The sequence below is a fragment of the Streptomyces sp. NPDC052301 genome, from assembly GCF_044593395.1.
Taxonomy (GTDB): Bacteria; Actinomycetota; Actinomycetes; order Streptomycetales; family Streptomycetaceae; genus Streptomyces.
This window is the reverse complement of the sequence record NZ_JBIUBE010000005.1, coordinates 27163-52122: the sequence shown is the minus strand read 5'-3', so window position 1 is coordinate 52122 and position 24960 is coordinate 27163. Positions and strand designations below refer to the sequence as shown.

Annotated in this window: 22 protein-coding genes; 10 read left to right on the top strand and 12 right to left on the bottom strand. The window is 72.6% G+C overall.

The window, feature by feature from the left end:
* Positions 1-67 precede the first annotated feature (67 nt).
* From ACIHEJ_RS14710 to ACIHEJ_RS14700, 3 genes are read left to right on the top strand one after another with little or no spacing between them, the layout of a single operon-like run.
* Positions 68-1327: an ABC transporter substrate-binding protein gene (locus ACIHEJ_RS14710; RefSeq protein WP_400135193.1), complete on the top strand. Its 1260-nt coding sequence runs from the start codon at positions 68-70 to the stop codon at positions 1325-1327.
* On the top strand, positions 1324-2226 hold the full coding sequence (locus tag ACIHEJ_RS14705) for a carbohydrate ABC transporter permease (RefSeq protein WP_400135192.1): 903 nt from the start codon (positions 1324-1326) through the stop codon (positions 2224-2226). Before ACIHEJ_RS14710 ends, ACIHEJ_RS14705 begins: the two co-directional genes overlap by 4 nt.
* Positions 2219-3052 carry a carbohydrate ABC transporter permease gene (locus ACIHEJ_RS14700; RefSeq protein ID WP_400135191.1) on the top strand — a complete coding sequence of 278 codons (834 nt, stop codon included), beginning with the start codon at positions 2219-2221 and terminating at the stop codon, positions 3050-3052. The genes ACIHEJ_RS14705 and ACIHEJ_RS14700 overlap by 8 nt, the downstream gene beginning before the upstream one ends.
* A gap of 6 nt (positions 3053-3058) precedes the next feature.
* Here the strand turns inward: ACIHEJ_RS14700 and ACIHEJ_RS14695 are convergent, their stop codons facing one another.
* The 6 genes from ACIHEJ_RS14695 to ACIHEJ_RS14670 all read right to left on the bottom strand — a co-directional run bounded on the left by ACIHEJ_RS14695 (position 3059) and on the right by ACIHEJ_RS14670 (position 9793).
* Positions 3059-3826, bottom strand: coding sequence for an SDR family NAD(P)-dependent oxidoreductase (locus ACIHEJ_RS14695; RefSeq protein ID WP_400135190.1), 768 nt, complete (start codon positions 3824-3826; stop codon positions 3059-3061).
* A gap of 72 nt (positions 3827-3898) precedes the next feature.
* Positions 3899-4483, bottom strand: a complete 585-nt coding sequence (locus ACIHEJ_RS14690; RefSeq protein ID WP_400135189.1) for a TetR/AcrR family transcriptional regulator — start codon at positions 4481-4483, stop codon at positions 3899-3901.
* A gap of 42 nt (positions 4484-4525) precedes the next feature.
* Entirely contained in the window at positions 4526-4876 is a 351-nt protein-coding gene (gene nirD / locus ACIHEJ_RS14685; protein WP_400135188.1) for a nitrite reductase small subunit NirD, read from the bottom strand.
* Positions 4873-7503, bottom strand: a complete 2631-nt coding sequence (gene nirB / locus ACIHEJ_RS14680; protein WP_400135187.1) for a nitrite reductase large subunit NirB — start codon at positions 7501-7503, stop codon at positions 4873-4875. Before nirB ends, nirD begins: the two co-directional genes overlap by 4 nt.
* A complete protein-coding gene (locus ACIHEJ_RS14675; protein WP_400135186.1) occupies positions 7503-8717 on the bottom strand; it encodes an NAD(P)/FAD-dependent oxidoreductase in 1215 nt (404 codons plus the stop codon). Before ACIHEJ_RS14675 ends, nirB begins: the two co-directional genes overlap by 1 nt.
* Before the next feature lie 203 nt (positions 8718-8920).
* Positions 8921-9793 carry an NAD(P)-dependent oxidoreductase gene (locus ACIHEJ_RS14670; protein ID WP_400135185.1) on the bottom strand — a complete coding sequence of 291 codons (873 nt, stop codon included), beginning with the start codon at positions 9791-9793 and terminating at the stop codon, positions 8921-8923.
* A 98-nt stretch (positions 9794-9891) separates the two neighbouring features.
* Between ACIHEJ_RS14670 and ACIHEJ_RS14665 the strand changes: the two genes are divergently transcribed.
* Positions 9892-10236 (top strand): winged helix-turn-helix transcriptional regulator, encoded by a 345-nt coding sequence (locus ACIHEJ_RS14665; protein WP_400135184.1) that lies wholly within the window; start codon positions 9892-9894, stop codon positions 10234-10236.
* A 4-nt stretch (positions 10237-10240) separates the two neighbouring features.
* Here ACIHEJ_RS14665 and ACIHEJ_RS14660 read toward each other — a convergent pair whose 3' ends face one another.
* The 3 genes from ACIHEJ_RS14660 to ACIHEJ_RS14650 all read right to left on the bottom strand — a co-directional run bounded on the left by ACIHEJ_RS14660 (position 10241) and on the right by ACIHEJ_RS14650 (position 13478).
* Positions 10241-10879, bottom strand: coding sequence for a class F sortase (locus ACIHEJ_RS14660; RefSeq protein ID WP_400135183.1), 639 nt, complete (start codon positions 10877-10879; stop codon positions 10241-10243).
* Between the two features lie 121 nt (positions 10880-11000).
* A complete protein-coding gene (locus ACIHEJ_RS14655; protein ID WP_400135182.1) occupies positions 11001-11510 on the bottom strand; it encodes a hypothetical protein in 510 nt (169 codons plus the stop codon).
* Positions 11511-11828: 318 nt separating this feature from the next.
* A complete protein-coding gene (locus ACIHEJ_RS14650; RefSeq protein WP_400135181.1) occupies positions 11829-13478 on the bottom strand; it encodes a M4 family metallopeptidase in 1650 nt (549 codons plus the stop codon).
* 139 nt (positions 13479-13617) lie between these two features.
* Between ACIHEJ_RS14650 and ACIHEJ_RS14645 the strand changes: the two genes are divergently transcribed.
* A complete protein-coding gene (locus tag ACIHEJ_RS14645; RefSeq protein ID WP_400135180.1) occupies positions 13618-14049 on the top strand; it encodes a gamma-glutamylcyclotransferase family protein in 432 nt (143 codons plus the stop codon).
* A 1-nt stretch (position 14050) separates the two neighbouring features.
* Here the strand turns inward: ACIHEJ_RS14645 and ACIHEJ_RS14640 are convergent, their stop codons facing one another.
* The 3 genes from ACIHEJ_RS14640 to ACIHEJ_RS14630 all read right to left on the bottom strand — a co-directional run bounded on the left by ACIHEJ_RS14640 (position 14051) and on the right by ACIHEJ_RS14630 (position 17818).
* Positions 14051-14884: an arylamine N-acetyltransferase gene (locus tag ACIHEJ_RS14640; RefSeq protein WP_400135179.1), complete on the bottom strand. Its 834-nt coding sequence runs from the start codon at positions 14882-14884 to the stop codon at positions 14051-14053.
* Between the two features lie 61 nt (positions 14885-14945).
* Complete coding sequence (locus ACIHEJ_RS14635) at positions 14946-17036, bottom strand: molybdopterin oxidoreductase family protein (protein ID WP_400135178.1); 2091 nt, start codon at positions 17034-17036, stop codon at positions 14946-14948.
* A gap of 104 nt (positions 17037-17140) precedes the next feature.
* Positions 17141-17818 (bottom strand): vancomycin high temperature exclusion protein, encoded by a 678-nt coding sequence (locus ACIHEJ_RS14630; protein WP_400135177.1) that lies wholly within the window; start codon positions 17816-17818, stop codon positions 17141-17143.
* A 180-nt stretch (positions 17819-17998) separates the two neighbouring features.
* Here ACIHEJ_RS14630 and ACIHEJ_RS14625 point away from each other — a divergent pair, with 180 nt between their 5' ends.
* The 5 genes from ACIHEJ_RS14625 (at position 17999) to ACIHEJ_RS14605 (ending at position 24941) form a co-directional block, all read left to right on the top strand.
* Positions 17999-18853, top strand: coding sequence for a sirohydrochlorin chelatase (locus ACIHEJ_RS14625; protein WP_400135176.1), 855 nt, complete (start codon positions 17999-18001; stop codon positions 18851-18853).
* A gap of 38 nt (positions 18854-18891) precedes the next feature.
* Entirely contained in the window at positions 18892-20166 is a 1275-nt protein-coding gene (locus ACIHEJ_RS14620) for a deoxyguanosinetriphosphate triphosphohydrolase (protein WP_400135175.1), read from the top strand.
* A 104-nt stretch (positions 20167-20270) separates the two neighbouring features.
* A complete protein-coding gene (locus ACIHEJ_RS14615; RefSeq protein WP_400135174.1) occupies positions 20271-21542 on the top strand; it encodes an NAD(P)/FAD-dependent oxidoreductase in 1272 nt (423 codons plus the stop codon).
* A 41-nt stretch (positions 21543-21583) separates the two neighbouring features.
* Positions 21584-23494: a DNA primase gene (dnaG, locus tag ACIHEJ_RS14610; protein WP_400135173.1), complete on the top strand. Its 1911-nt coding sequence runs from the start codon at positions 21584-21586 to the stop codon at positions 23492-23494.
* A 235-nt stretch (positions 23495-23729) separates the two neighbouring features.
* Positions 23730-24941 (top strand): RNA polymerase sigma factor, encoded by a 1212-nt coding sequence (locus ACIHEJ_RS14605; protein WP_400135172.1) that lies wholly within the window; start codon positions 23730-23732, stop codon positions 24939-24941.
* The last annotated feature ends 19 nt before the right edge of the window (positions 24942-24960 follow it).

The following is a 24960-nucleotide window of genomic DNA, read 5'->3' as shown; positions in this document are numbered from 1 at the left end:
CCTTTCGTAATCGCCGCGCATGGTTGATCGTTGGGCCGTGCATCGATGACGAACGTCTGGGGGCACGATGACGAGCATCAGCCGTAGGACCTTGCTGGCAGCGGGAGCCGGTGCCGGGGCGGGGCTGCTCACCGCCTGTGGATCCAACACCGGTCGCGGGGGCGGTGGTTCGGGGAGTGGCGGACTGTCGCAGTGGTACCACCAGTACGGCGAGACCGGCACCGAGCAGGCCGTCCAGCGGTACGCCGCCGCCTACAAGAAGGCCGACGTCCATGTGCAGTGGCGGCCCGGCAACTACGACCAGCAGACCGCCGCGGCCCTGCTCACCGACTCCGGGCCGGACGTGTTCGAGGTCAACGGGCCCACCCTCGACCAGATCCAGGGCGGGCAGGTCGTCGATCTCACCGGGCTGCTCGACGGGGTGAAGGACGACTTCAACCCGGCCGTCCTCGCGCCCAAGACGTACCGGGGGAAGATCTGGGGCATCCCGCAGGTCGTCGACATGCAGATGCTCTACTACAGGAAGAGTCTGCTGAGGGAAGCAGGGGTCGAGCCGCCGGCCACGGTCGACGGTCTCGTCGACGCCGCACGGAAGCTCACCCGCGGCAAGGTCAAGGGGCTCTTCCTCGGCAATGACGGGGGAGCCGGTGTCCTCGGCGGTACGCCCCTGTACGCGGCCGGACTCCGGCTCGTCACCGACGACGGGAAGGTCGGCTTCGACGACCCCGCCGCCGCCCGCACCCTCGGCAGGCTGCACCAGCTGTACGCCGACAAGTCCCTGCTGCTGGGCGCCCCCGCCGACTGGTCCGACCCCTCCGCCTTCATCCAGGGGCTGACCGCGATGCAGTGGTCCGGGCTGTGGGCGTTGCCCCAGGTGCAGAAGGAGCTGGGGGACGACTTCGGGGTCCTGCCCTTCCCGAAGGACGGCGGGGCGGGCCGGCCCGCCGTGCCCGTCGGTGCGTACGGCGCCGCCGTCAGCGCGCGCAGCAGGCACACGGAGGCCGCCAAGGAGTACGTGAAGTGGCTGTGGGTGGAGCGGACCGACTACCAGGAGGACTTCGCCCTCTCCTACGGGTTCCACATCCCCGCCCGGATCTCGCTCGCCAGGAAGGCCGCCAAGCTGAAGACGGGGCCGGCCGCGGACGCGGTGCGGTTCACGACCGAGTTCGGGTACGCCCAGCCGCTGTTGTGGACGCCGGCCGCCCAGACCGCCTACCAGGACGCGCTCAGCCGGATCATCAGGGGCGGGGCCGGCCCGGAGGGTGAGCTGCGGGCCGTCGTACGGAAGGTGGGCGCCGAGCTCGACCGGGTGAAGAAGCAGTCGTGAGGCGGCGCAGGGCCCTGTGGTTCTGGGTGTTCGTCGGGCCGTTCGTGCTCGGGCTCGCGCTGTTCACGTATGTTCCGCTGCTGTGGAGCGTCGGCCTGAGCTTCTTCGACGCGCACAACACCGTCACGCCCACGCACTTCGTCGGCCTCGGCAACTACACGGCGATGCTGCGGGACGACGCGTTCGTCGGCAGCCTGAAGACGTTCCTCCTCTTCACCGCCTTCATCGTGCCGGTCACGTACGTGTGCTCCCTCGCCCTCGCCCTGATGGTCAACCGCCTGAGACACGCCCGCGCGTTCTTCCGGTCCGTCTTCTTCCTCCCGGCCGCGTGCAGTTACGTCGTCGCTGCCCTCGTCTGGAAGATGTCGCTCTTCAACGGGGTGCGGTTCGGGCTCGCCAACACCGTGCTGGGGTGGTTCGGGGCCGATCCGGTCGCGTGGCTGCCGACGACGGATCCGCCCTGGTACTGGCTGGTCATCGTGACCGTACGGCTGTGGCTGCAGGCCGGGTTCTACATGATCCTCTTCCTGGCCGGGCTGCAGCGGATCGACCCGGTGCTGTACGAGGCGGCGGCCGTGGACGGGGCCCGGCCCGGCTGGACCGTGCTGCGGCACATCACCCTGCCCCAGCTGCGGGCCACGTCGGTCGCGGTGGTGCTGCTGCTCGTGGTCAACGCCTTCCAGGCCTTCGACGAGTTCTACAACCTGCTGTCCGACGCGCGGGGCTATCCGCCCTACGCCCGGCCCCCGCTCGTCTACCTCTACTACACCGCCCTCGGGCAGGGGCAGGACCTCGGGCTCGGCAGTGCCGGCGCGGTGATCCTGGCGCTGGTCATCGCGGTCGTCACGGTGGGGCAGGCGTGGTGGCTGAAGCTGGGAAGGACGGACGCCGATGGATGACGCCCTGGTGCGGGCCGGGCGGGCGCTGCGCGTGGTGCTGCTGGTCGCGCTCGCGCTGCTCTTCCTGGTCCCCTTCTATCTGCTGGTGCGCAACGGACTCTCCGGCGAGCAGGACATCACCTCGCCCGAGTGGACCTTCTTCCCGGACGAGGTGCGGTGGGGCAACGTACGGGAGCTGTTCGACGACCCGTCCGTGCCGTTCGCCCGCTCGCTGCTCAACTCCGCTCTGATCGCCGTCGCCACCACGCTGGGCACCCTGCTCATGGCGTCCCTCGCCGGGTACGGCCTCGCCCGCATCCCCTACCGGCACGCGAACAAGGTCTTCTACGGCATCCTCGGCACCCTGCTGGTCCCGGCCGCCGTCACCTTCGTACCCAGCTTCGTTCTGGTGTCGTCGCTGGGCTGGATCTCCACCCTGCGCGGGCTGATCGTCCCGACGCTGTTCTCCGCGTTCGCCTGCTTCGTCTTCCGGCAGTACTTCCTGGGCTTCCCGCGGGAGCTGGAGGACGCGGCGCAGGTCGACGGGCTGGGGTACTGGCGGACGTACTGGCTCGTCGTCGTGCCGAACGCGCGGCCGGTATTCGCGGCCGTCGGGACGATCGTGTTCCTCGGCGCGTGGAACTCCTTCCTGTGGCCGCTGGTCATCGGGCAGGACCGGAGCGCCTGGACGGTGCAGGTGGCCCTGTCGTCCTTCACCACGTCCCAGGTGGTGCGGCTGCACGAGCTGTTCGTCGCCGCCGCCGTGTCGATCCTGCCGCTGCTGCTGGTGTTCCTGTGCTTCCAGCGGTGGATCGTGGCGGGGGTGGAGCGGTCCGGGATCGACTGAACCGGGTCAGGCCGTGGAGCCGCCGTCCACCACCAGGTCGGCGCCGACGACCGAGGCCGCGTCGTCGGAGGCCAGGTAGAGCACGGCGGCGGCGACCTCCTCGACGGTGGAGACCCGGCCGAGCGGGACCTCGGCGCGCATCCGGTCGGCCCGGCCGGCCTCGGTCTCGCCGGGTTTGAAGGACATGTCCGTGGCGGTGGGGCCGGGGCTGACGGCGTTGATGCGCACACCGTCGGCGATGTGGTCCAGGGCGGCGCTGCGGCTGAGCACCGACACGGCCGCCTTGGTGACGGCGTAACCGGTGGTGCCGGGCAGCCGGCTGTGGACGCCGATCCGGGAGGCGATGTTCACGACGGCGCCGCCGTCGGGCTGGGTCCGCATCTGGGCGACCTCGGCCTGGAGGGCGAGCAGGACACCGGTGACGTTGATGTCGAGCATCCGGCGCCAGTCCTCCTCGGCCAGGTCGGCCGCGGCCTTCCCGCGGCCCTCCAGGACTCCGGCGTTGTTCACCGCCACGTCGAGGGAGCCGAACCGGTCCACGGCGGCCGACACCAGCGCCCGCAGGTCGCCGGCGCTGGTCACGTCCGCGGTGACGGCCAGCGCCTTGCCGCCCGCCCGCTCGATCAGCGCCACCGTCTCCTCCAGCGGCTCCCTGCGGCGCCCGGCGACGACGACGTTCGCGCCCTCGCGGGCGAAGGCGAGCGCGATGCCCCGCCCGATGCCGGTGCCGGCGCCGGTGACGAGGGCGGTGCGGCCGGTGAAGCGATGCGTCATGGTGATCCCCCTAATTCTTGACTGATCGATCCAATATGACGTGCGAAAAAATGGCGCCACCGACCGTGTGTCTCAGTCCAGCAGCGCCAGCGCCTGCTCCGCCGCGTCCCGCACCCTGGCCGGGTCCGCGGCGGCCTTGCCGACCACCCGCAGGCCCTGGAGCAGGACGAGCAGCATGCGGGCGAGGGCGAGCGGGTCACGGTCCGCGGGCAGCTCGCCCTGGGCGCGGGCGCGGACCAGCGCGGAGTGCAGCAGCGTCTCCAGGCTGTCCCAGCTCTGCTGCACGCGGCGGGCGGCGGCCGGGTCGTGCGGGGCCAGTTCGACGGCCGTGTTGGTGACCAGGCAGCCCTGCTCCCGGGTGGCCTCCGCCGTGGCCTCGGCGGCGAACCGCCGGACCAGGCCGCGGACGGCCGGCAGCACCGGGCCCGGCGGGGACAGCTCCCGGGTCAGCAGCGGGTTCTGGGCCTGCCCGTACCGGTCCAGCGCGCGCACGTACAGCTCGTGCTTGCTGCCGAACGTCGCGTACAGGCTGGCCCGGCCGATCCCGAGGTGCTCGACCAGGTCGGCCATCGACGTCGCCTCGTAGCCGCGCCGCCAGAACAGCTCCAGGGCCGACTGCAGCGCGGCGTCGGGGTCGAATTCCTTCGTCCTGGCCATGGGCTGCAGCCTAGGTTTTCTGGAACGATCAGTCAAACATGGTCACGCTGCTCGCACCTCGTACACCGTCACCCGCACCGACGCGTCGTCCAGGCACTCCCCGCTCTCCAGGTCGAAGCGCTGCTTCAGCAGCGGGGAGGCAACGAACGGGCGGCCCTGGTGGGTGCCGGTCAGGCCGCGGGAGAGGACGGCCGCGCCGGTGAACGGGTCGCGGTTGTCGATGGCGTAGAGGCGGTCGGAGCGGTCGCGGAACAGGGCTGCCTGGCGGCCGTCCGGCAGCAGGGCGGCCACCCCGCGCCCCGGGGTCAGCAGGCTCAGGTCGCAGACCGTGAACCAGCTGTCGGTCAGCTGGAGCTGGACCTTCAGGTCGGTGCTCTCGAGTGCCAGGGTCATCGCTGGGCGCTTCCTTCCAGGACGTCGGCCGCGCCGTCCGAGGGACGCGTGCCGATGGACAGCAGCGGCAGGTCGGGCTTGATCTGGTCGCGCTCGGGGACGAAGGCGACGACCGGGTCCGGGGTGTCCGGGGCGTTCACGAAGGACACGAACCGGGCGAGCTTCTCGGGGTCGTTGACGGTCTCCGCCCACTCGTCGCGGTAGTGCGCGATGTGCGCCCGCATCAGCTTCTCCAGGTCGTCGCAGATGCCGAGCGAGTCGTGCACCACCACGTCCCGTACGTGGTCCAGGCCGCCCGGGATCCGCTCCAGCCAGGTCGAGGTGCGCTCCAGGCGGTCGGCGGTGCGGATGTAGAACATCAGGAACCGGTCGATCAGACGGACCAGTTCGGCGTCGGACAGGTCCTGCGCGAGGAGGTCCGCGTGGCGCGGGGTCGCTCCGCCGTTGCCGCCGACGTACAGGTTCCAGCCGCCCGCGGTGGCGATGACGCCGAAGTCCTTCGACTGGGCCTCGGCGCACTCTCGGGCGCAGCCGGAGACGGCGGACTTCAGCTTGTGCGGCGAGCGCAGGCCCCGGTAGCGCAGCTCCAGGTCGATCGCCATGCGCACCGAGTCCTGCACGCCGTACCGGCACCAGGTGGAGCCCACGCAGGACTTCACCGTGCGCAGCGACTTGCCGTAGGCGTGCCCGGACTCGAAGCCGGCGTCCACCAGGCGGGCCCAGATCAGCGGGAGCTGCTCCACGCGGGCGCCGAACATGTCGATCCGCTGACCGCCGGTGATCTTCGTGTAGAGGCCGAAGTCCCGGGCGATCTCGCCGATCACGATCAGCTTCTCGGGGGCGATCTCGCCGCCGGGGATGCGCGGCACGACGGAGTACGAGCCGTTCTTCTGCAGGTTGGCGAGGAAGTGGTCGTTGGTGTCCTGCAGGGCGGCCTGCTCGCCGTCCAGGACGTAGCCGCTCGCGCCGATCGCGGGGGCGAGGGAGGCGATGATCGAGCCGACGGCCGGCTTGCAGACCTCGCAGCCGTCGCCGCCCCGGGCGCCCTCGCGGCCGTAGCGGTCCAGCAATTCCCGGTACGACGTGAGGCCCAGCGCGCGGACGATCTCGTACAGCTCCTCGCGGGTCTGCGCGAAGCAGGCGCACAGGCCCTTGTCGACCTCGATGCCGGACGCCTCCAGCTCGGCGTCGACGAGCTGGCCGAGGACCTTCACGCAACTGCCGCAGCCGGTGCCGGCCCTGGTGCACTTCTTCACCTCGGGCACGGTGGTGCACGAGTGCTCCGTCACCGCGCCCCGGACGGTGCCCTTGCTGACGTTGTGGCAGGAGCAGATGATCGCCTCGTCCGGCAGCGCGGACGGGCCCAGCTGGGCCCCCGAGCCCGCTCCGGCGGGCAGGACGAGCGACTCGGGGGAGATGGGGGGCACCGAGCCGGTCAGGGCGCGCAGGGTGCCGTACGCCTCGGCGTCGCCGACGAGGATGCCGCCGAGCAGCGTGCCGTCCGCGCCGATGACGAGCTTCTTGTAGAGGCCGGCGCGGGAGTCGGAGTAGACGACGTCCAGGCAGTCCTCGGTGGTGCCGTGCGCGTCGCCGAAGGAGGCCACGTCCACGCCGAGCAGCTTCAGCTTGGTGGACAGGTCGGCGCCCGTGAAGGACGCCTCGTCCTCGGCGATGGTGGCCGCGGCCGTCTCCGCCTGCTCGTAACCGGGCGCGACCAGGCCGTACACCCGGCCGTCCACGGCCAGCGCGCACTCGCCGATCGCGAACACGTGCGGGTCGGACACCGTACGGCAGCGCTCGTCCACCGCGATGCCACCGCGCTCGCCGACGGTCAGGCCGCAGTCGCGGGCCAGCTGGTCGCGCGGGCGGACACCGGCGCTGAACACCACCATGTCGACGGCGAGTTCGGAGCCGTCGGACAACTTCATGCCGGTGACGGCGCCGGACGCGTCCGTCACGATCTCCTGCGTGCCCACACCCGTGTGCACGCTCAGGCCCATGGACGCGATGGTCCGCAGCAGCGCCGCGCCACCGCCCTCGTCCACCTGCACCGGCATCAGGCGCGGCGCGAACTCCACGATGTGGGCGTTCAGTCCCAGGCCGTTCAGCGCACCGGCGGCCTCGAGGCCCAGCAGCCCGCCGCCGACCACGGCACCCGTCGTCGCCCTGGCCTTCGCGTACTCCTCGATGGCGAGGAGGTCCTCGATCGTGCGGTAGACGAAACAGCCCTCGGCGTCCTTGTTCGGCACCGGCGGCACGAAGGGGTAGGAGCCGGTGGCCAGCACGAGGACGTCGTAGCCGACGGTGAGCCCGGAGCGGGCGGTGACCGTACGCGACGCGCGGTCGACCGTCTCCGCCGGGTCGCCGATGTGCAGCTCGATGCCGTGGGCCTCGATGAACTCCCGGTCGGTCAGGGAGAGGTCCTCGGGCGTGCGGCCCGAGAAGTACGAGGTGAGCTGGACGCGGTCGTACGCGGGACGCGGCTCCTCGCACAGCACGACCACGCGGTGCGTGGCGGTCAGGCCGCGCTCGGCGAGCGCCTCGAGGAACCGCTGGCCGACCATGCCGTGGCCGACGAGCAGAATCGTGGGGCGGGGGCGGTCCCCAAGAAGTGCGGTCCTGGACATCAGGTGCCTCCGTCGTTGGTGAGCAGGTGGAGCAGGGGGCCGTCGTCGGGGAGCGGCTCTGCTCCCTCCCAGGCGCGGGCGAGCGCGCCGACGGTGCCGAGTTCGCCGACGAGGACCCCGCCCACCAGGCGGTCGTCGCGGACGACGACCTTGCGGTAGGTGCCTCGGGTGGCGTCGGTGAGGCGCACCACGTCGTCGCCGGGGCGCGCCTCGCTCTCGCCGAACGCGGCGAGGTCGAAGGGGGAGCCCGGGCCGGTCAGGGTGAGCCGGGTCAGGGAGCGGGTGCCGCGGTAGCGGGCGGTCGTGTCACCCGCGAGCAGCGCGGCGAGGACGTCGGCCTGTTCGAGGGCCGGGGCGGCGAGGCCGTAGACCGTCCCCTCGTGCCGGGCGCAGTCGCCGAGGGCGTGGATGTGCGGGTCGGAGGTGCGCAGCCGGTCGTCGACGAGGACGCCCCGGTGCACGGCGAGTCCCGCCTGCTCGGCCAGGCCGGTGCGCGGGTGGACCCCGCAGGCGAGGACCACGAGGTCGGCGTCGAGGGCGTACCCGTCGGCCATCTCCACCGAGCGGACGGCACCCGCGAGGCAGCGCACGTCCCGCACCCGGCACTCGGTGTGCACCTCGACGCCCAGGCCGGTGAGGTGCCGCAGCACCAGCCGGGAGGCGTCCGGGTCGAGCTGGCGTTCCATGAGCCGCTCGGACTGCTGGGCGAGGACCACCTGGGCGCCGCGCACGGCCAGCGCGCGGGCCGCTGACACGCCGAGCAGCCCGCCGCCGATCACGACCGCGCGTACGCCGGGCCGGACCGCCTCGGCCAGCCCCAGGCAGTCGTCCATGGTGCGGAACGCGTGGACGCCCTCGGGCAGCCGGTGGTCCGCGGTGAACAGGCCGCGCAGCGGCGGCAGCACCGGGTTGGAGCCGGTGGCGAGGACCAGCGTGTCGTAGGCGATCGAGGTGCCGTCGGCGCAGTCGAGGGTGCGGGCGGCCCGGTCGATGCGGGTGACCCGGGCCCGCAGCAGCCCCGCCGGTGCCGGCAGGCCGATGACCTCCGGGGCGTACCGGCCGGCCAGCACCTCGGCGAGCAGCACCCTGTTGTACGGCGGGTGTTCCTCCTCGCCGACGAGGAGCGCGGGCGTACCCAGCTCGCCGAGCCGCCGGGCGAGCCGTACGCCCGCGAGGCCGGCGCCGATCACCACCACACGCGTATTCGAGGTCATGTCCCCGAGCCTGCGGCTTCGACGTTACCCGGCAGCATCACTCCTGTTTCCCGGGAGGAACGCTGCCCTCAGCGGGCGCGCGCCGGGGGTGTGAGGGTCCCGAGAAGGCGCCGGGGCGGGCTGTGAGGCCGAGGCCGTGCTCACGGCAGGCGCGCTCTCGGGGCGCTGTCTCAGCGGAGGCGCTGTCTTCGCTTGGCGCTGTCTCAGGGGCGCAGGAGGTCCACCAGCCCCGCGATGTCCTCCGCCCCGTGCGTGGCGGGGCCGGCCTCCAGCCGCCGGCGCATCAGGTCCAGGAACGGCCTGAGCAACTCCGTGCGCACTCCCTGCTCCTGCGCCGTGCGCAGCAGCGTCCCCGCGCCCGCGACCTGCATGGCCAGCGGGGAGACGACACCGCCGGTGTAGTCACCGCTCGCCAGCCGCTCGGCCGTCCCGTGGGCCGTGCCGGCCATCGCGTGCAGCCACGGCACGAGCACGTCCGCGAACTCCCCGGGCGCCACCTCCTCCCGGCGCACCAGGGCGAAGGCGTGCGTGACGCCCGCGAACATGCCGTACATGGCGCTCAGCAGCGCCACGTCGTACAGCGCGGCCAGGCCGGGGTCGGTGCCGGTGTACCGGGTGCCGGCCGGGACGGCGAGCGTGTCCCGGTGCTCCTCGAACAGGTCCGCGCGGCCGCTGTAGAGGACGTACGCGCCGGGCGTGCCGATCATCGGCGGTACGGCCATGATCCCGCCGTCCAGGAGGCGTGCGCCGCGTTCCTCGGCCCAGGCGGCCCGGGCCCGGGCGTCGGCGGGGGTGCCGGTGGTGAGGTTCACCAGGTCACGGCCGGTCAGGTCGGCGTCCGCCAGGGCCTGGCCGACCGAGGCGTCGTCGAGCAGGCAGACCACGACGAGCCGGTTCGCGGCCACCGCCTCCGCCGCGCTGCCGGCGGTCACCGCGCCCTCGGCGGTGAGGGCGGCGGTGCGTGCGGGGGTGCGGTTCCAGACGGTCAGCGGGTGTCCGGCGGCCAGCCAGGCCCGGCCGAGGGCGGTGCCCATCGCGCCGGTGCCGAGCAGGGTCAGGGGTGAGTTGTCGGTCATGACGGCTAGGCTCGTCCGAGGGAGCGCCCGGCGTAAGTACCTACTTCGAAGTGGGTGGTTACCCGGAGGGAAGGCTGCAGGCCGCGAAGGGGGAGCGCATGCCGGTCGGACGACGGCCCGGGGCGTACGTCTGCGGGATCGACGCGGCGATGGATGTCGTGGGCGGCAAGTGGAAGGTGCTGATCCTGTGGGCGCTGAACGAGCGCCCGCACCGGTTCGGCCAGTTGCGCAGGGCACTGCCCGGCGTGACGGAGAAGGTGCTCGCCGCGCAGCTGCGGGAGCTGGAGGCCGACGGCATCGTGCACCGCGAGGAGTACGACGAGGTGCCGCCGCGCGTCGAGTACACCCTGACCGGCCGGGGCGCCCTGCTGAACGAGGCCCTGGCGCCACTGGGCGCCTGGGGCAGGGAGCACGTCCTCGGCGGCGACCCGGCACCGCACTGAGGGGTTATCGGCTGCCCGTCAGATGGGCGAACACCACGACGTTGCCCTGGTAGCCGGTCGTCTTCGAGTAGCCGCCGCCGCAGGTGATGACGCGCAGCTCGGGGCGGGACGCGGCGCCGTACACCTTGTCGTCGGGGAAGTCGCGGGCCGCGTAGACCTCCACCGCGTCCACGGTGAACACGGCCACCGCGCCGTCCCGGCGGTCCACCTCGATGGTGGTGCCCCGCTTCAGCGCGCCGAGGTCGTAGAAGACGGCGGGGCCGTCGGTGTTGTCGACATGGCCGGCGACGATCGCGGTCCCGGTCTCGCCGGGAGTGGTGCCGGCCTCGTACCAGCCGGCCAGGTTCTTCTCACCGGCGGGCGGCACGTCCAGGCTGCCGGAGCGGGTCAGCGCCAGGCCCATCAGCGGGGCGTTCACGCGGATGGCGGGGATCCGGATCCTGAGCGGCGGGGAGGGCGGCAGCGAGGGCGCGGCGAGGCGCTCGCCGGCCGGATCGGGGTGGCCCTCGACCGCCGACGGCTGGGGCGGGGTGTGCGCCGCGGTGCCTCCGCCCAGCAGCCACACGCCCGAGCCGAGGGCGACGACGGTGACGGCGGCTATGGCGGTGTCGCCGAGCCTGTCGCTTCTGACGCTCCTGCGCATACCGACCTCTCTCCCGAAGGCGTGCCTCCGCATGCGCCCTTCCCCTCCGGGCCGCGAGGGGCATCGGACCCGGAGGGGGCGGGACGTGCGGTACCGGCGGACGGACAGCGGAGGGTGTCCGTCAGATCCCGTCGCCTCTCGCCCGGCGATGCAGGAGCCAGGTACCGCCCGCGGCGGCGACGGCCAGTGCCGCCACGCCCGCCGCGGTCTGCACGGGGTCGGGGCCGAATGCTCCGCCGACCCCCGTCTTCATGATTCCGCGCGGCTGCACCTGCTCGTGCGCCGCGCTCAACGTCACCATCAGGTCGCCCGTCACCTGGCGGGTGCCCTCGGCGCACTTGGCGACGATCTCGTAGGTCCCGGGCTGTGCGCTCGGCGGCACCCGGAACTGGCCGATCGCCTCGCCCTGGTGCGTGCTGGGCGCCAGGGCGAAGACGCCGGCCCCGAGGGCGCCCGCGTCCCCGGTCGCCGCGCCCTTGTCGCCGCACGCGGCGGTGTTCACCGAGACCAGGCCGCCCGGCGTCACGGTGGCGGGGTAGACGTCCAGACGGCCGGTGTCACCGGCGTAGGCGGGTGCCGCCGCCGCCACGACGAGCGCGGTACCGGTCAGCAGACGGGCGGTGCGTCGCATGGTGCTCCCCACGGCTTGCGTTTCGGCTGGTCCAGGGGCGCGGCGCCCCTGCCCTTCCGAGATAAGTCGCTGTCCGGGAGATCCGCTTGCTGATGCAGCGTCAGGAATGCGGTGAACGGGTGTCACCGACGGCCCCCGCACGGCCTAGCGTCTCAGGGGTTTCCGCAGGTCACGGGGCATCCGAGAATGTTCGCAAGATAATCATACGAAGAGAACACGAATGGACCGCCGGGGGCGTTGAACGGGTGACGGCACGTCAGCGACACGGCTGGGGCCGGTGCCCGCACGGAGCACCGGCCCGCCGCTGTCGCCGCCCGCTCAGTTCACGTTGACCGCGCTCCAGGCCGCGGCCACCGCGTTGTACTCCGCGCTGCCCGCGCCGTACAGGTCCTTGGCGGCGTTGAGGGTCGCCGTACGGGCCCCGGCGTAGTTCGTCGAGGACGTCATGTAGACCGTCAGTGCCCGGTACCAGATCTTGCCGACCTTGTCCCGGCCGATGCCGGTGACCGTGGAGCCGTTGGACGTCGGGGAGTTGTAGCTGACCCCGTTGATGGTCTTCGCCCCGCTGCCCTCCGCGAGGAGGTAGGCGAAGTGGTTGGCGACGCCGGAGGAGTAGTGGACGTCGAGGTTGCCGACCGAACTGCTCCAGTAGTCCGCCGAGTTGCCGTCCTTGGACGGCTTGTCCATGAAGCGCAGGGCGGGCTGGCCGAAGCCGGGCTTCACGATCTTCTCGCCGATGAGGTAGTCACCGGGATCGGAGGGGCTGTTCGCGTACCACTCCACCATCGTGCCGAGGATGTCGGAGGTGGCCTCGTTCAGCCCGCCGGACTCGCCGGAGTACGTCAGCGCGGCCGTCTTGGAGGTGACGCCGTGGGACATCTCGTGCCCGGCGACGTCGAGGGCGACGAGCGGGCCGAAGGTGGTCCCGTCACCGTCGCCGTACGTCATGCAGAAGCAACTGTCGTCCCAGAAGGCGTTGTTGTATTTGCTGCCGTAGTGGACGCGGTTGTACGAGCCCTTGCCGTCACCGGCGATGCCGTTGCGGCCGTGGACGTTCTTGTAGTAGTCCCAGGTCTCGTTGGTGCCGTACTGGGCGTCCACGGCGGCCGAGGCGCGGTCGGAGGTGGTGCCGGTGCCCCAGTGGTTGTCGGCGTCCGTGAACAGGGTCGCGGGTGCCCGGCTGAAGCAGATGCCGAAGAAGCACAGGTCGGTCTTGCCCTCGGCGTCACCGGTGTAGGTGTTGCCGCGCGTCGGGTCCTTGAGCTGGTACGACGACCCGGACTGGGTGGTCTCCAGCGGCACCGTGCCGCTGTACAGCGACTTTCCGTCGCCGGTGGCCGTCTCGATGCTGTCCCAGGCGTCGATCTGGGCGCCGGTGCGGGCGTCGGTCAGCACCGTGCGGGCGACCGGGTTGCCGAGCGAGTCCTGGCCGACGGCGTTGGTGCGCCAGGCCAGCTTCGGGGTGCCGTGCAGGGCGTCGACGATCAGCTCGGGCTTGGCCTTGACCTGCTTCAGCCGCTCGCCGAGGTTGACGGCGCGCAGGGCGTTCACCGCGAGGCCGGCGGCCTCGGGGGCCGACACCTTCGGGGTGACCGAGGCCAGGGAGATCCGGCTCCTGGTGGCGCGGTCGGCGCCGTGGTAGGCGCCGCTGGGCGTGAGGTGGACGACGAAGTCGCCGCCCAGGACCGGGAGATGGTGGTACGTGCGGTCGTAACGGACGTGCTGGGTGCCGTCCTTGTCCACGATCACGTCGCGGACGCTGGTGCCCTCGGCGGAGGTGAGGCCGAGGCTCGTGGCGTGGGCGACGAGTGCCGACGCCGCGTTCTCGATCGCGGTGACCCGGGTCGGTCTCGTGTCGGCGTGGGCGGCGGGGGAGAGAGCGGCCGCCAGCAGGGTGGCGGTGGTGGCGGCGATGCCGGCCGTGGCGATGCGACGGGATCCTCGGACGTGCTGCCGTATCCGGCTCATCTGTCTCCTCGGGGGAGGCGCCTCGAAGGCGTGGGGGCGGGCGCTGACGTCACAGAGATTTAAGAGGCCATGACATGTCATGTCCATAGCGTCTTCATGGAGATGTGTGACGGGCCCGAGGGGGTACAGAATCGTTTCCGTGATCACTCCGGATCCCGGCCGGCCGCTGCCCTTCTTCGTCTACGGCACCCTGCGGCCCGGCGAGCCCAATCACGACCTGTTCCTGCGGGGCCGCACCGCCGCCGCATCACCGGCCCGCCTGCCCGGCGCCGCCCTGTACGACGGCCCCGGCTACCCCTACGCCGTCGAGCAGCCCGGCGAGGAGGTGCGCGGTGAGCTGGTGACCGCCCTCCCCGAGGCGTACGAGGACCTGCTCACCGCGCTGGACCTGCTGGAGGAGTACGTGCCGGACGGACCCCGCAACCTCTACGAACGCGTCGCCCGCGACGCGGTGCGCACCGACGGCATCCCGGTCCGCGCCTGGGTGTACCTCGCCGCCCCGCCCGTCGCCGCCCGGCTGCGTGCCCGGGGCACCCGCATCGAGGGCGGCGACTGGCTCTCCCGCCGCTGACTCAGCCGCCGAGCAGCCGCAGCCCCGCCGGCACCTCGATGCCGAACTCCTCCTCGATCACCCGCCGGACCTCGCCCTCGCCGGACAACGTCCGCTCGGTCACCGTCCCGTCGGCCCGTGACTCGGTCAACCGGGCGCCGTCCAGGGAGAGATGGCGTTCGGCGGTGGTCCGCTGCACGTAGGGGCGGTGGGTGAAGGGGGAGCGGGGGTTGGTGCCGACGTGCCAGTTGAACACCTCGAAGTCGGCGGCGGTGAACGGCTCCAGCGTGAACGCGTACTGGGCGGCCCAGTCCGCCGCCCGGCGGTCGTACGTCTCCAGCGCCCACAGCGGAAGCGGCCCGTCGTGCGGCAGCAGCACCAGCCGGTGCCGGCGCCCCGCCCCCTCGGACTCGGTGCCGAGCGCCAGCGGTACCGGCGCCAGCAGCGCGGCCGCGGCACCGAACCCGACGTCCGCCAGATACGGCTGCGGCTCGCCCGGCACCTCTACCCGCAGCATGGCGTGCGTGCGCGGCCGGCTCATCGGCGTCTCGGCCCCCACCACCACCCGCGCGGCCAGCGGTGTCACCCGGTGACCGAGTGCTTCCAGGGCCAGCCGCAGCAGCGTGTTGTGCTCGTAGCAGTAGCCGCCGCGCCGCCCGTGGATCATCTTGGCCATCAGATCGCCGGGGGCGAGGGACGGAGCCCTGCCGGACACGGGGTCCAGGTTCTCGAAGGGCAGCGACAGCGCGTGCGCCAGATGCACTCCCCGCAGGGTCGCGAGATCGGCCCGCCGCTCCCCCTTCCACCCGATGCGGTCCAGATAGGCGTCGAGGTCGAACTGCTGTGTGTCGGACATGGTCCCGAACCTACGGGAGACGGCCGCCCGGCGCCGCCGGCCAGGGTCGTGCACCGCCCTGCTAGCGCGGCCCCAGGACCTCCACCCGCACCGCGCACGACTTGAACTCCGGCATCCGGGAGGTCGGGTCCAGGGCCGGGTTGGTGAGGGTGTTGGCGCGGCCCTCGCCCGGCCAGTGGAAGGGCATGAAGACGGTGTCCGGACGGATGGCGTCCGTGATCCGGGCGGGGGCCGTGGCCCGGCCCCGGCGGGAGACCACGCTCACCGGGTCGCCCTCGGCCGCGCCGATCCGGGCCGCGAGCCGGGGGTGCAGCTCCACGAACGGGCCGGGAGCCGCCGCGTTCAGCTCCGCCACCCGCCGGGTCTGGGCCCCCGACTGGTACTGGGACACCACCCGCCCGGTGGTCAGCAGCAGCGGGTACTCGGCGTCCGGCTCCTCCGCCGTCCCCCGGTGGACCGCGGCGACGAACCGTGCCCGTCCGTCGGCGGTGGGGAAGCGGTCCAGGAAGAGGCGGGGGGTGCCGGGGTGGGGCGTGTCGTCCGCGGTCTGCGGGCACGGCCAGAACACGCCGTCCTCCTGTGCCAGGCGTCGGTAGGTGATCCCCGAGTAGTCCGCCGGGCCGCCCGCGCTCGCCCGGCGCAGTTCGTCGAAGACCTCCTCCGGGGCGGTCGGAAAACCCTTCTCCACGCCGAGACGGGCCGCCAGCTCGTGCAGGACGTACAGGTCGCTGCGGACCCCGGGCGGGGGAGCGACGGCCCGGCGGCGGAGCAGCACCCTGCCCTCCAGGCTGGTCGTCGTGCCCGTCTCCTCCGCCCACTGCGTCACCGGCAGCACGACGTCCGCCAGCTCCGCCGTCTCGGACAGGACGACGTCACAGACGGCCAGGAAGTCCAGCGACCGCAGCCGCTCCTCGACGTGGGCCGCGCGCGGCGCCGACACCACCGGGTTGGACCCCATCAGCAGCAGCGCCCGGATGTCGGTGCCGAGGGCGTCGAGGAGTTCGTAGGCGCTGCGTCCGGGGCCGGGCAGACTGTCCGGGTCCACGCCCCACACCCCGGCCACGTGCGCCCGCGCCGCCGGGTCGTCCAGCTTGCGGTAGCCGGGCAACTGGTCGGCTTTCTGTCCGTGTTCGCGTCCGCCCTGCCCATTGCCCTGCCCGGTCAGACAGCCGTACCCGGACAGCGGGCGGCCCGCCCGGCCCGTCGCCAGGCACAGGTTGATCCACGCCCCCACCGTGTCCGTGCCCTGGGACTGCTGCTCGGGCCCGCGCGCGGTGAGCACCATCGCCGACTCCGGCTCGCAGAACATCCGAACCGCCTCCCGGAGTTGCGGGACGGGCACGCCGGTGATCCGCTCCACGTACTCCGGCCAGTGCGCCATCGCCGCCGCCCGGGCCTCCTCCCAGCCGGCCGTGCGCTCCCGGATGTACTCCTCGTCCGTGCGTCCCTCGGCCACCACCAGGTGCAGCAGGCCCAGCGCGAGCGCGAGATCGGTGCCGGGCCGGGGCGCGAGATGCAGGTCGGCCTGCTCGGCGGTCCGGGTCCGGCGCGGGTCGACGACGATCAGCGTGCCGCCGTTCTCCCGCAGCTCGGTGAAGTAGCGCAGCGACGGCGGCATGGTCTCGGCCGGGTTCGACCCGACGAGGATCACGCAGCCGGTCCTCGGTACGTCCTCCAGGGGGAACGGCAGCCCCCGGTCCAGCCCGAACGCCCTCGTGCCGGCCGCCGCGGCCGACGACATGCAGAAACGGCCGTTGTAGTCGATCTGGGAGGTGCCGAGCACCACCCGGGCGAACTTCCCGAGGGAGTACGCCTTCTCGTTCGTCAGCCCGCCCCCGCCGAACACGCCCAGCGCGTCGGCACCGTACTCCCGCCGGGTGCGCCCGAGCCGCTCGGCGACCAGGTCCAGCGCCTGCGCCCAGCCCGCCTCGACGAGCCGGCCCCCGGACCGCACCAGCGGCGAGGTCAGCCGCACCCCCGGTGCCAGCACCTCGGCCGCCGTACGGCCCTTGCCGCACAGCGCGCCCCGGTTGACGGGGAAGTCGACGCGCTCGGAGACCTCGACTCCACCCTGCGGCAGAGGCGTGACGTTCATCCCGCACTGCAGGGCGCAGTACGGGCAGTGGGTGGGCGTCGGGGGGATCGATTCCATGCCGCCCAGCGTGCTTCCGGCGTGTTACGGCCCCGGACCGCTCCCCGTTACACGCCCGGCACGGCGACCTCCCCGCGCCCTCCCGGACGCCGTGAGGCGAGGCCTCACCGCCCGGCGGCCAGCGCCCGCGCCACCCCGTCTTCCCTCCGCCCCAGGAACCGCGGATCCGGGTGGAACACCGCGTCCAGCACTGCCTTGCCCGCCGCGAACACCTCCCGCGTGCCGCCGTAGTACCAGGTCGCGTCGTGCTTGGCGTCGACCCCGACCCCGTACGAGTCCACCCCGGCCGCCTCGCACAGCGCCACCGCCCGCCGGATGTGGAAGCCCTGGCTGATCAGCACGGCCCGGTCCACACCGAAGACCTTCCGGGCCCGCACACAGGAGTCCCAGGTGTCGAACCCGGCGTAGTCGCTGACGATGCGCCGGTCCGGCACCCCGTGCTTCCTCAGATAGGCCCGCATGGCGTCCGGCTCGTCGTAGTCCCTGCGGCTGTTGTCCCCGGTGACGAGAACGACCTCGACCCGCCCCGCCCGGTACAGCTTCGCGGCCGCGTCCAGCCGGTGCGCGAGGTACGGCGACGGCTCGCCGTTCCACAGCCCCGCCCCGAACACCACGGCGACCTGCGCCCGCGGTGCGTCCGCCGTCGTGCGCAGCCGGTCCGCCGTGGACACGTACAGCCAGGTCGCCGGGAGCAGCGCCAGCACACAGGCGGCCATCACGGCCTGCACCAGCCGGCGCTGCCCCGTGCGGGTGCGTGGCAGCCGCGGTCGACGGATCTTCATACGGGCCCCCGGAAAGTCTGATCGCTTCGACCATGGAGGACGCGGACGGAGACGAACCGGTTCGCCGCACGTCGTGCGTCTGTTCGCCTCACAGCGTGCATCCGTACGCCGTGAAGCAGCGGAAAACGCTCGTGACGGTCCGGCAACGACCACGCAACCTGACCCCGGCAGGATCCTTCCATGACGGCGTCGCACCCTTCCCGCCCCGAGCCCGACCTCCACCTCGACAGCACGGCGCACCTCATGAACAGCATCGGCAGCCGGCTGGCCGGGCAGCTCCGGCTCGTCCCGCCGCTCGGACGCCGCCGCCCGGCCCCGCCCGCCCTCGTCCTGGTCGCCCACGGCAGCCGCGACCCGCGGGCGCTCGCCACCGTACGGACCCTGCTGGACCGGGTCCGCGAGCTGCGCCCCGCCCTCCCCGTCCACCTGGGCCACATCGAGCTGAACGAGCCCCTGCTCCCCGACACCCTCGCCGCCCTCGGCAGCGCCCAGGCCGTCCTGGTGCCGCTGCTCCTCTCCCGCGGCTACCACATCAAGCAGGACATCCCCGAGATGGCCGCCGCCGCACCGGCCCGCGCACGCGTGGCCGCGCCGCTGGGCCCGCACCCGCTGCTCGTGGAGGCCCTGTACGACCGCCTGCGGGAGGCCGGCTGGCCCGCGGCGACGGACGAGGCGACGCGCCGCACGAGCGCGGTCGTCCTCGCCGCCGCCGGGTCCCGCGACCCCGACTCGGCCGCCGACACCCGCCGCACGGCCCGCCTGCTCGCCGACCGTCTGGGCGTCCCCGTCGTCCCGGCCTACGCCTCCGCCGCGAACCCGACCGTCCCGACGGCGCTGCGTGCCCTGGCGGCCCGCGGCCGGCACCGGGTGGCGATCGCGTCGTCCTTCGCGGCACCGGGCCGCTTCGCGACGCAAGCCGCGCAGGCGGCCCCCTGGATCGCCGCGGCCCCCCTGGGCGCCCATCCGGCGGTGGCCCGCCTGATCCTGCACCGTTACGCGGAGTGCCTGGCAACACCGTGGACGGAAGCCGCCTGACGCACCCTTTTGTCGGTGCCGACGCTTACTGTCGAACCATGGAAGGCACCGCACCCCCCACCGGTTACGACCAGGCGTCGGCCGAGCGCTGGGTCACCGAGTCCGACAAACGCCCCGGCCGCACCGCCTTCCAGCGCGACCGCGCCCGGATCCTCCACTCCGCCGCCCTGCGCCGCCTCGCCGGCAAGACCCAGGTCGTCACGCCGGGAGCCCGCAGCCAGGTGTGGGACGCCAGCCCCCGCACCCGGCTCACCCACTCACTCGAATGCGCCCAGGTCGGAAGGGAGCTCGGTGCGGCCCTCGGCTGCGACCCCGACCTGGTCGAAGCGGCCTGCCTCGCCCACGACCTGGGCCACCCGCCCTTCGGGCACAACGGCGAACAGGCCCTGAACGCCTTCGCCGACGACTGCGGCGGCTTCGAGGGCAACGCCCAGTCCCTCAGACTCCTCACCCGCATCGAACCCAAACGCTTCACCGAGGACCGCTCCGTCGGCCTCAACCTCACCCGCGCCGCCCTCGACGCCGCCACCAAGTACCCCTGGCCGCGCGGCGCCCATCCCACCGACCCGGCGTCGGGGAAGTTCGGCGTGTACGAGGACGACCGCCCGGTGTTCGACTGGGTCAGAGCGCACGCCCCCGGCACCCGCACCTGCTTCGAGGCACAGGTCATGGACTGGTCGGACGACGTGGCCTACTCGGTGCACGACGTCGAGGACGGCCTGCACGCCGGCCACATCGACCCCAACTGCCTGCAGGCAGACCCCGAGCGGCAGGCGGTGTTCGAGGTGGCCGTCGGCCGGTACGTGCCCGCGGACACCGACCCGGCCGAACTCGCCGAGGCCCTGGACCGCCTCCTGGACGAGGAGTGGTGGCCGCACGGCTACGACGGCACGGCGGCCGCCCAGGCCCGTCTCAAGGACGCCACCAGCCAGCTCATCGGCCGGTTCTGCCTGGCCGCCGAGGGTGCCACGCGCGCCGCGTACGGCAGCGGCCGGCTCACCCGCTACGGCGCCGAACTCGTCGTCCCCCGCGCGACCCGCATGGAGTGCGCGGTGCTCAAGGCCGTCGCCGACCGGTACGTGATGCAGCGCACCGAGCAGGAGCGGCTGCGCGCCGACCAGCGGGTGGTCGTGGTCGAACTGGCCGAGGCGCTGACCGCCCGTGCCCCGGACGGGCTGGATCCGCAGTTTCGGGCGCTGTTCGACGGGGCATGCGACGACCACGCGCGCAAGCGGGTGATCGTCGACCAGATCGCCTCGCTCACCGATGCCTCCGCACGCTCGCTGCACGCCAGACTGACGGGGCATATGTGAGAGGAACATGACCCGCCGTGGCCTGATCGGGTCACTCCCTCTTCCCGCAGCACCCCGCGTGCGGGACGCTCGCATGTGGCGGCACCCTTACGAGGAGGCATCAAGTGGTCGACGCGGATCAGACATTCGTCATCGTCGGAGGCGGTCTCGCCGGTGCGAAGGCGGCCGAGACGCTCCGTGCGGAGGGCTTCACCGGGCGGGTGATACTGATCTGCGACGAGCGCGACCACCCCTACGAACGCCCGCCGCTGTCCAAGGGCTACCTGCTCGGCAAGGAGGAGCGCGACAGCGTCTTCGTGCACGAGCCCGCCTGGTACGCGCAGAACGACATCGAGCTGCACCTCGGCCAGACCGTCGACCGCGTCGACCGTACGGCGAAGACCGTCCGCTTCGGCGACGACGGCACGCTCGTCCGCTACGACAAGCTGCTCCTGGCCACCGGCGCCGAGCCGCGCCGGCTCGACATCCCCGGCACCGACCTGGCGGGCGTCCACCACCTGCGCCGGCTCGCGCACGCGGAGCGCCTCAAGGGCGTCCTGCAGCACCTCGGCCGGGACAACGGGCACCTCGTGATCGCGGGCGCCGGCTGGATCGGCCTGGAGGTCGCGGCGGCGGCCCGCGAGTACGGCGCCGAGGTCACGGTGATCGAGCCGTTGCCGACCCCGCTGCACGGCGTCCTCGGCCCCGAGCTGGGCAACGTCTTCGCCCAGCTGCACCGCGAGCACGGCGTCCGCTTCCACTTCGGGGTGCGACTGACCGAGATCGTCGGCCAGGACGGCATGGTCCTCGCGGTCCGCACGGACGACGGCGAGGAGCACCCGGCGCACGACGTGCTGGCGGCGATCGGCGCCGCCCCGCGGGCCGCCCTCGCGGAGGCGGCGGGCCTGGAGATCGCCGACCGGGCGCACGGCGGGGGGATCGTGGTGGACGAGCGGCTGCGCACCTCCGACCCGGACATCCACGCGGCCGGTGACGTGGCGTCCTTCCCGCTCACCCTGTTCGACACCCGGCTGCGGGTGGAGCACTGGGCGAACGCGCTGAACGGCGGCCCCGCCGCCGCCCGCGCGATGCTCGGCCGGGACGTCACCTACGACCGCGTGCCCTACTTCTTCACCGACCAGTACGACCTGGGCATGGAGTACAGCGGCTGGGCGCCTCCGGGCTCGTACGACGAGGTGGTGATCCGGGGAGACGCCGGCAAGCGGGAGTTCATCGCGTTCTGGGTGAAGGAGGGCAGGGTCCTGGCCGGGATGAACGTGAACGTGTGGGATGTCACAGACAAGATCCAGCAGCTCATCCGTTCCCGGGCCCAGGTGAACGTGGAGGCGCTCTCGGACCCGCACGTCCCGCTCGACAGCCTCGTCCCGCGATCCTGACGGGCACCGGGACTGTCACCGCGCCCCCGTAGAATTCACGCGTGGCAGGACGGATCAACGACGAGGACGTGAAGGCGGTACGGGACGCGGTCCCGATCGACGCCGTGGTCTCCGAGTACCTCCAGCTGCGCAACGCGGGCGGCGGCAACCTCAAGGGCCTGTGCCCGTTCCACGACGAGAAGTCGCCGTCCTTCCAGGTCAGCCCGAGCAAGGGCCTCTTCCACTGCTTCGGCTGCCAGGAGGGCGGCGACACCCTCACCTTCGTGATGAAGGTGGACCACCTCTCCTTCTCGGAGGCGGTGGAGCGCCTGGCGGCCCAGGCCGGGATCACGCTGCGCTACGAGGAGGGCGGGTACAACCCCTCCCACCAGCGCGGCGAGCGCATCCGCCTGGTCGAGGCGCACAAGATCGCCGCGCAGTGGTACGCCGAGCAGCTCGCCACCGGCCCCGAGGCCGAGACCGGCCGGGTCTTCCTCGCCGAGCGCGGCTTCGACCAGTCCGCCGCCGTCCACTTCGGCGTCGGCTACAGCCCCCAGGGCTGGGACCACCTCACCCGCTACCTGCGCGGCAAGGGCTTCACCGACAAGGAACTGATCCTCTCCGGCCTCTCCCAGGAGGGCCGCCGGGGCCCCATCGACCGTTTCCGGGGCCGCCTGATGTGGCCCATCCGGGACATCGGCGGCGAGGTCGTCGGCTTCGGCGCCCGCAAGCTCTACGAGGCGGACAACGGCCCGAAGTACCTGAACACGCCCGACACGCCGATCTACCGGAAGAGCCAGGTGCTGTACGGCATCGACCTGGCCAAGAAGGACATCGCCAAGGCCAGCCGCGCGGTCGTGGTCGAGGGCTACACGGACGTCATGGCCTGTCACCTCGCCGGGGTGACGACGGCCATCGCGACCTGCGGCACGGCCTTCGGCGGCGAGCACATCAAGATCCTCCGCCGGCTCCTCATGGACAACGGCTCGGCCCGCGTGATCTTCACCTTCGACGGCGACGCGGCCGGGCAGAAGGCCGCCCTGCGGGCCTTCGAGGACGACCAGAAGTTCGCCGCCGAGACGTACATCGCCATCGCGCCCGACGGCATGGACCCGTGCGAGCTGCGCCTCGCCAAGGGCGACGAGGCGGTCGCCGACCTGGTCGAACCGCGCACCCCGCTCTTCGAGTTCGCACTCCGCCAGATCGTCTCCCGCTACGACCTCGACACCCCGGCGGGCCGTGCCGCCGCCCTGGACGAGGCCGCGCCGATCGTCGCCCGGATCAAGAACAGCGGTGCCCAGCACGAGGTCGCCGTCGAACTCGCCGGCATGCTCGGCATCCTCGACACCCAGTTCGTGGTCCGGCGCGTGGCCCAGCTGGCCCGCTGGGCGCGGGAGCGCGGCGGAAAGGCCCCGCAGCAGGACCGCTCGCGCGGCGGTGACCAGCAGTGGGCGGCCCCCGCCTCCCGCCCGGCGGGCGGCGGCCCCGCGCTGACCCTGCGCAACCCTGTCTACGCCGCCGAACGCGAACTGCTCAAACTCGCCCTGCAGCGCCCCGAGCTGGTCTCCCCGGCCTTCGACGCCTACGGGGTGGACGAGTTCACCGCGCCGCCGTATGCGGCCGTGCGCCAGGCGATCGCGGAGGCGGGCGGCGCCGAGTACGGCGTCCAGGACGCCCAGGAATACCTGGTCCGCGTGCGTGAGGCCGCGCCCGACGACACCGTCCGCGCGATGGTCACCGAGCTGGCCGTCGAACCGATCCTGCGCCGCACCGTCGACGACACCTACGCCGGCACGGTCCTGGTCCAGATCCGCCGCCGCGCCGTGGAGCGCCGCATCCGCGACATCCAGTCCCAGATGACCCGCCTGGCCACCGGCGGCGACCCCGCCCAGCTGGCCGCCGTGCAGAACGAGATGTGGGTCCTCCAGCAGTACGACCAGACACTGCGGGAGCGGGGCGCGGAGGCGCTGTAGGTCACCTCCGCGGGATCAGTCCCCGAGGGACCGGCCGGGGGGTGATGCCGAGGTGGTCCATGACCGCCACCTGCCCGGCCACGAGAGCGCCGGGCAGCTGTCCCTGTGCCTCAGTCCCCGCATATGCCAGTCGGATGGTCCAGCGACCTGAGTATTCGCCCGGTCACGGACCGGACGCAAAAAGTCACCGCACGCCCCTCGTGGCGGGGATGTGTCTTACTCCACACTGGGGGCGGTGCCCGAGTCCTCGGAGCGCAGGCCGACGACTCTCCGCTCCCGAAGTACCGCTGCCGCACTGCCTCCGGCAGCGATCATCCTGGAGGTCGCCCCCGTGCAGACCCAGACCCTCACCCAGACCGACAGCAGCACCGGCGTACCCCCGCAGGGACCTGCCGCCCTGCATCCGGAGACGGTGGCCGCGGAGCTGACGGAACCGCCCGCGGAGGCCCTCGCGGAGGAACCCGACGAGGCCGACGAACCGCTGGAGGCCGCCGAGCCCGCCGGGAACCCGGCCGCCGCCCGCATCGACACCGGCGGCCCGTCGGCCGATCTGTTCCGCCAGTACCTGCGCGAGATCGGCCGCATCCCGCTGCTCACCGCCGCCGAGGAGGTCGAGCTGGCCCGCCGGGTCGAGGCCGGCCTGTTCGCCGAGGAGAAGCTGAGCAACACCCCCGACCTGGACAGCGAGTTGGCGCTGGACCTCGACCGGCTGGTGGTCATGGGCCGGATGGCCAAGCGGCGGCTCATCGAGGCCAACCTGCGGCTCGTCGTCTCCGTCGCCAAGCGGTACGTCGGCCGCGGCCTGACCATGCTCGACCTCGTGCAGGAGGGCAACCTCGGGCTGATCCGGGCCGTGGAGAAGTTCGACTACGCCCGCGGCTACAAGTTCTCCACCTACGCCACCTGGTGGATCCGGCAGGCCATGTCCCGGGCCCTGGCCGACCAGGCCCGCACCATCCGGGTGCCCGTCCACGTGGTGGAGCTGATCAACCGGGTCGTACGCGTGCAGCGCCGGATGCTGCAGGAGCGGGGGTACGAGCCGACGCCCGACGACGTCGCCGCCCAGCTCGACCTGCCGCCCGAGCGGGTCTCCGAGGTGCTGCGGCTCGCCCAGGAACCGGTCTCCCTGCACGCCCCGGTCGGCGAGGAGGAGGACGTGGCCCTCGGCGACCTCATCGAGGACGGCGACGCCACGAGCCCCGTCGAGTCGGCGGCCTTCCTCCTGCTCAAGGAGCACCTGGAGGCCGTTCTGTCGACGCTGGGGGAGCGGGAGCGGAAGGTCGTACAGCTGCGGTACGGCCTGGCCGACGGCCGCCCCCGCACCCTGGAGGAGATCGGCCGTATCTTCGGCGTCACCCGGGAACGGATACGGCAGATAGAGTCCAAGACCCTCAACAAGCTGCGGGACCATGCCTTCGCGGACCAGCTGAGGGGATACCTGGACTGAAGGGGCGCTCACGTCGGCG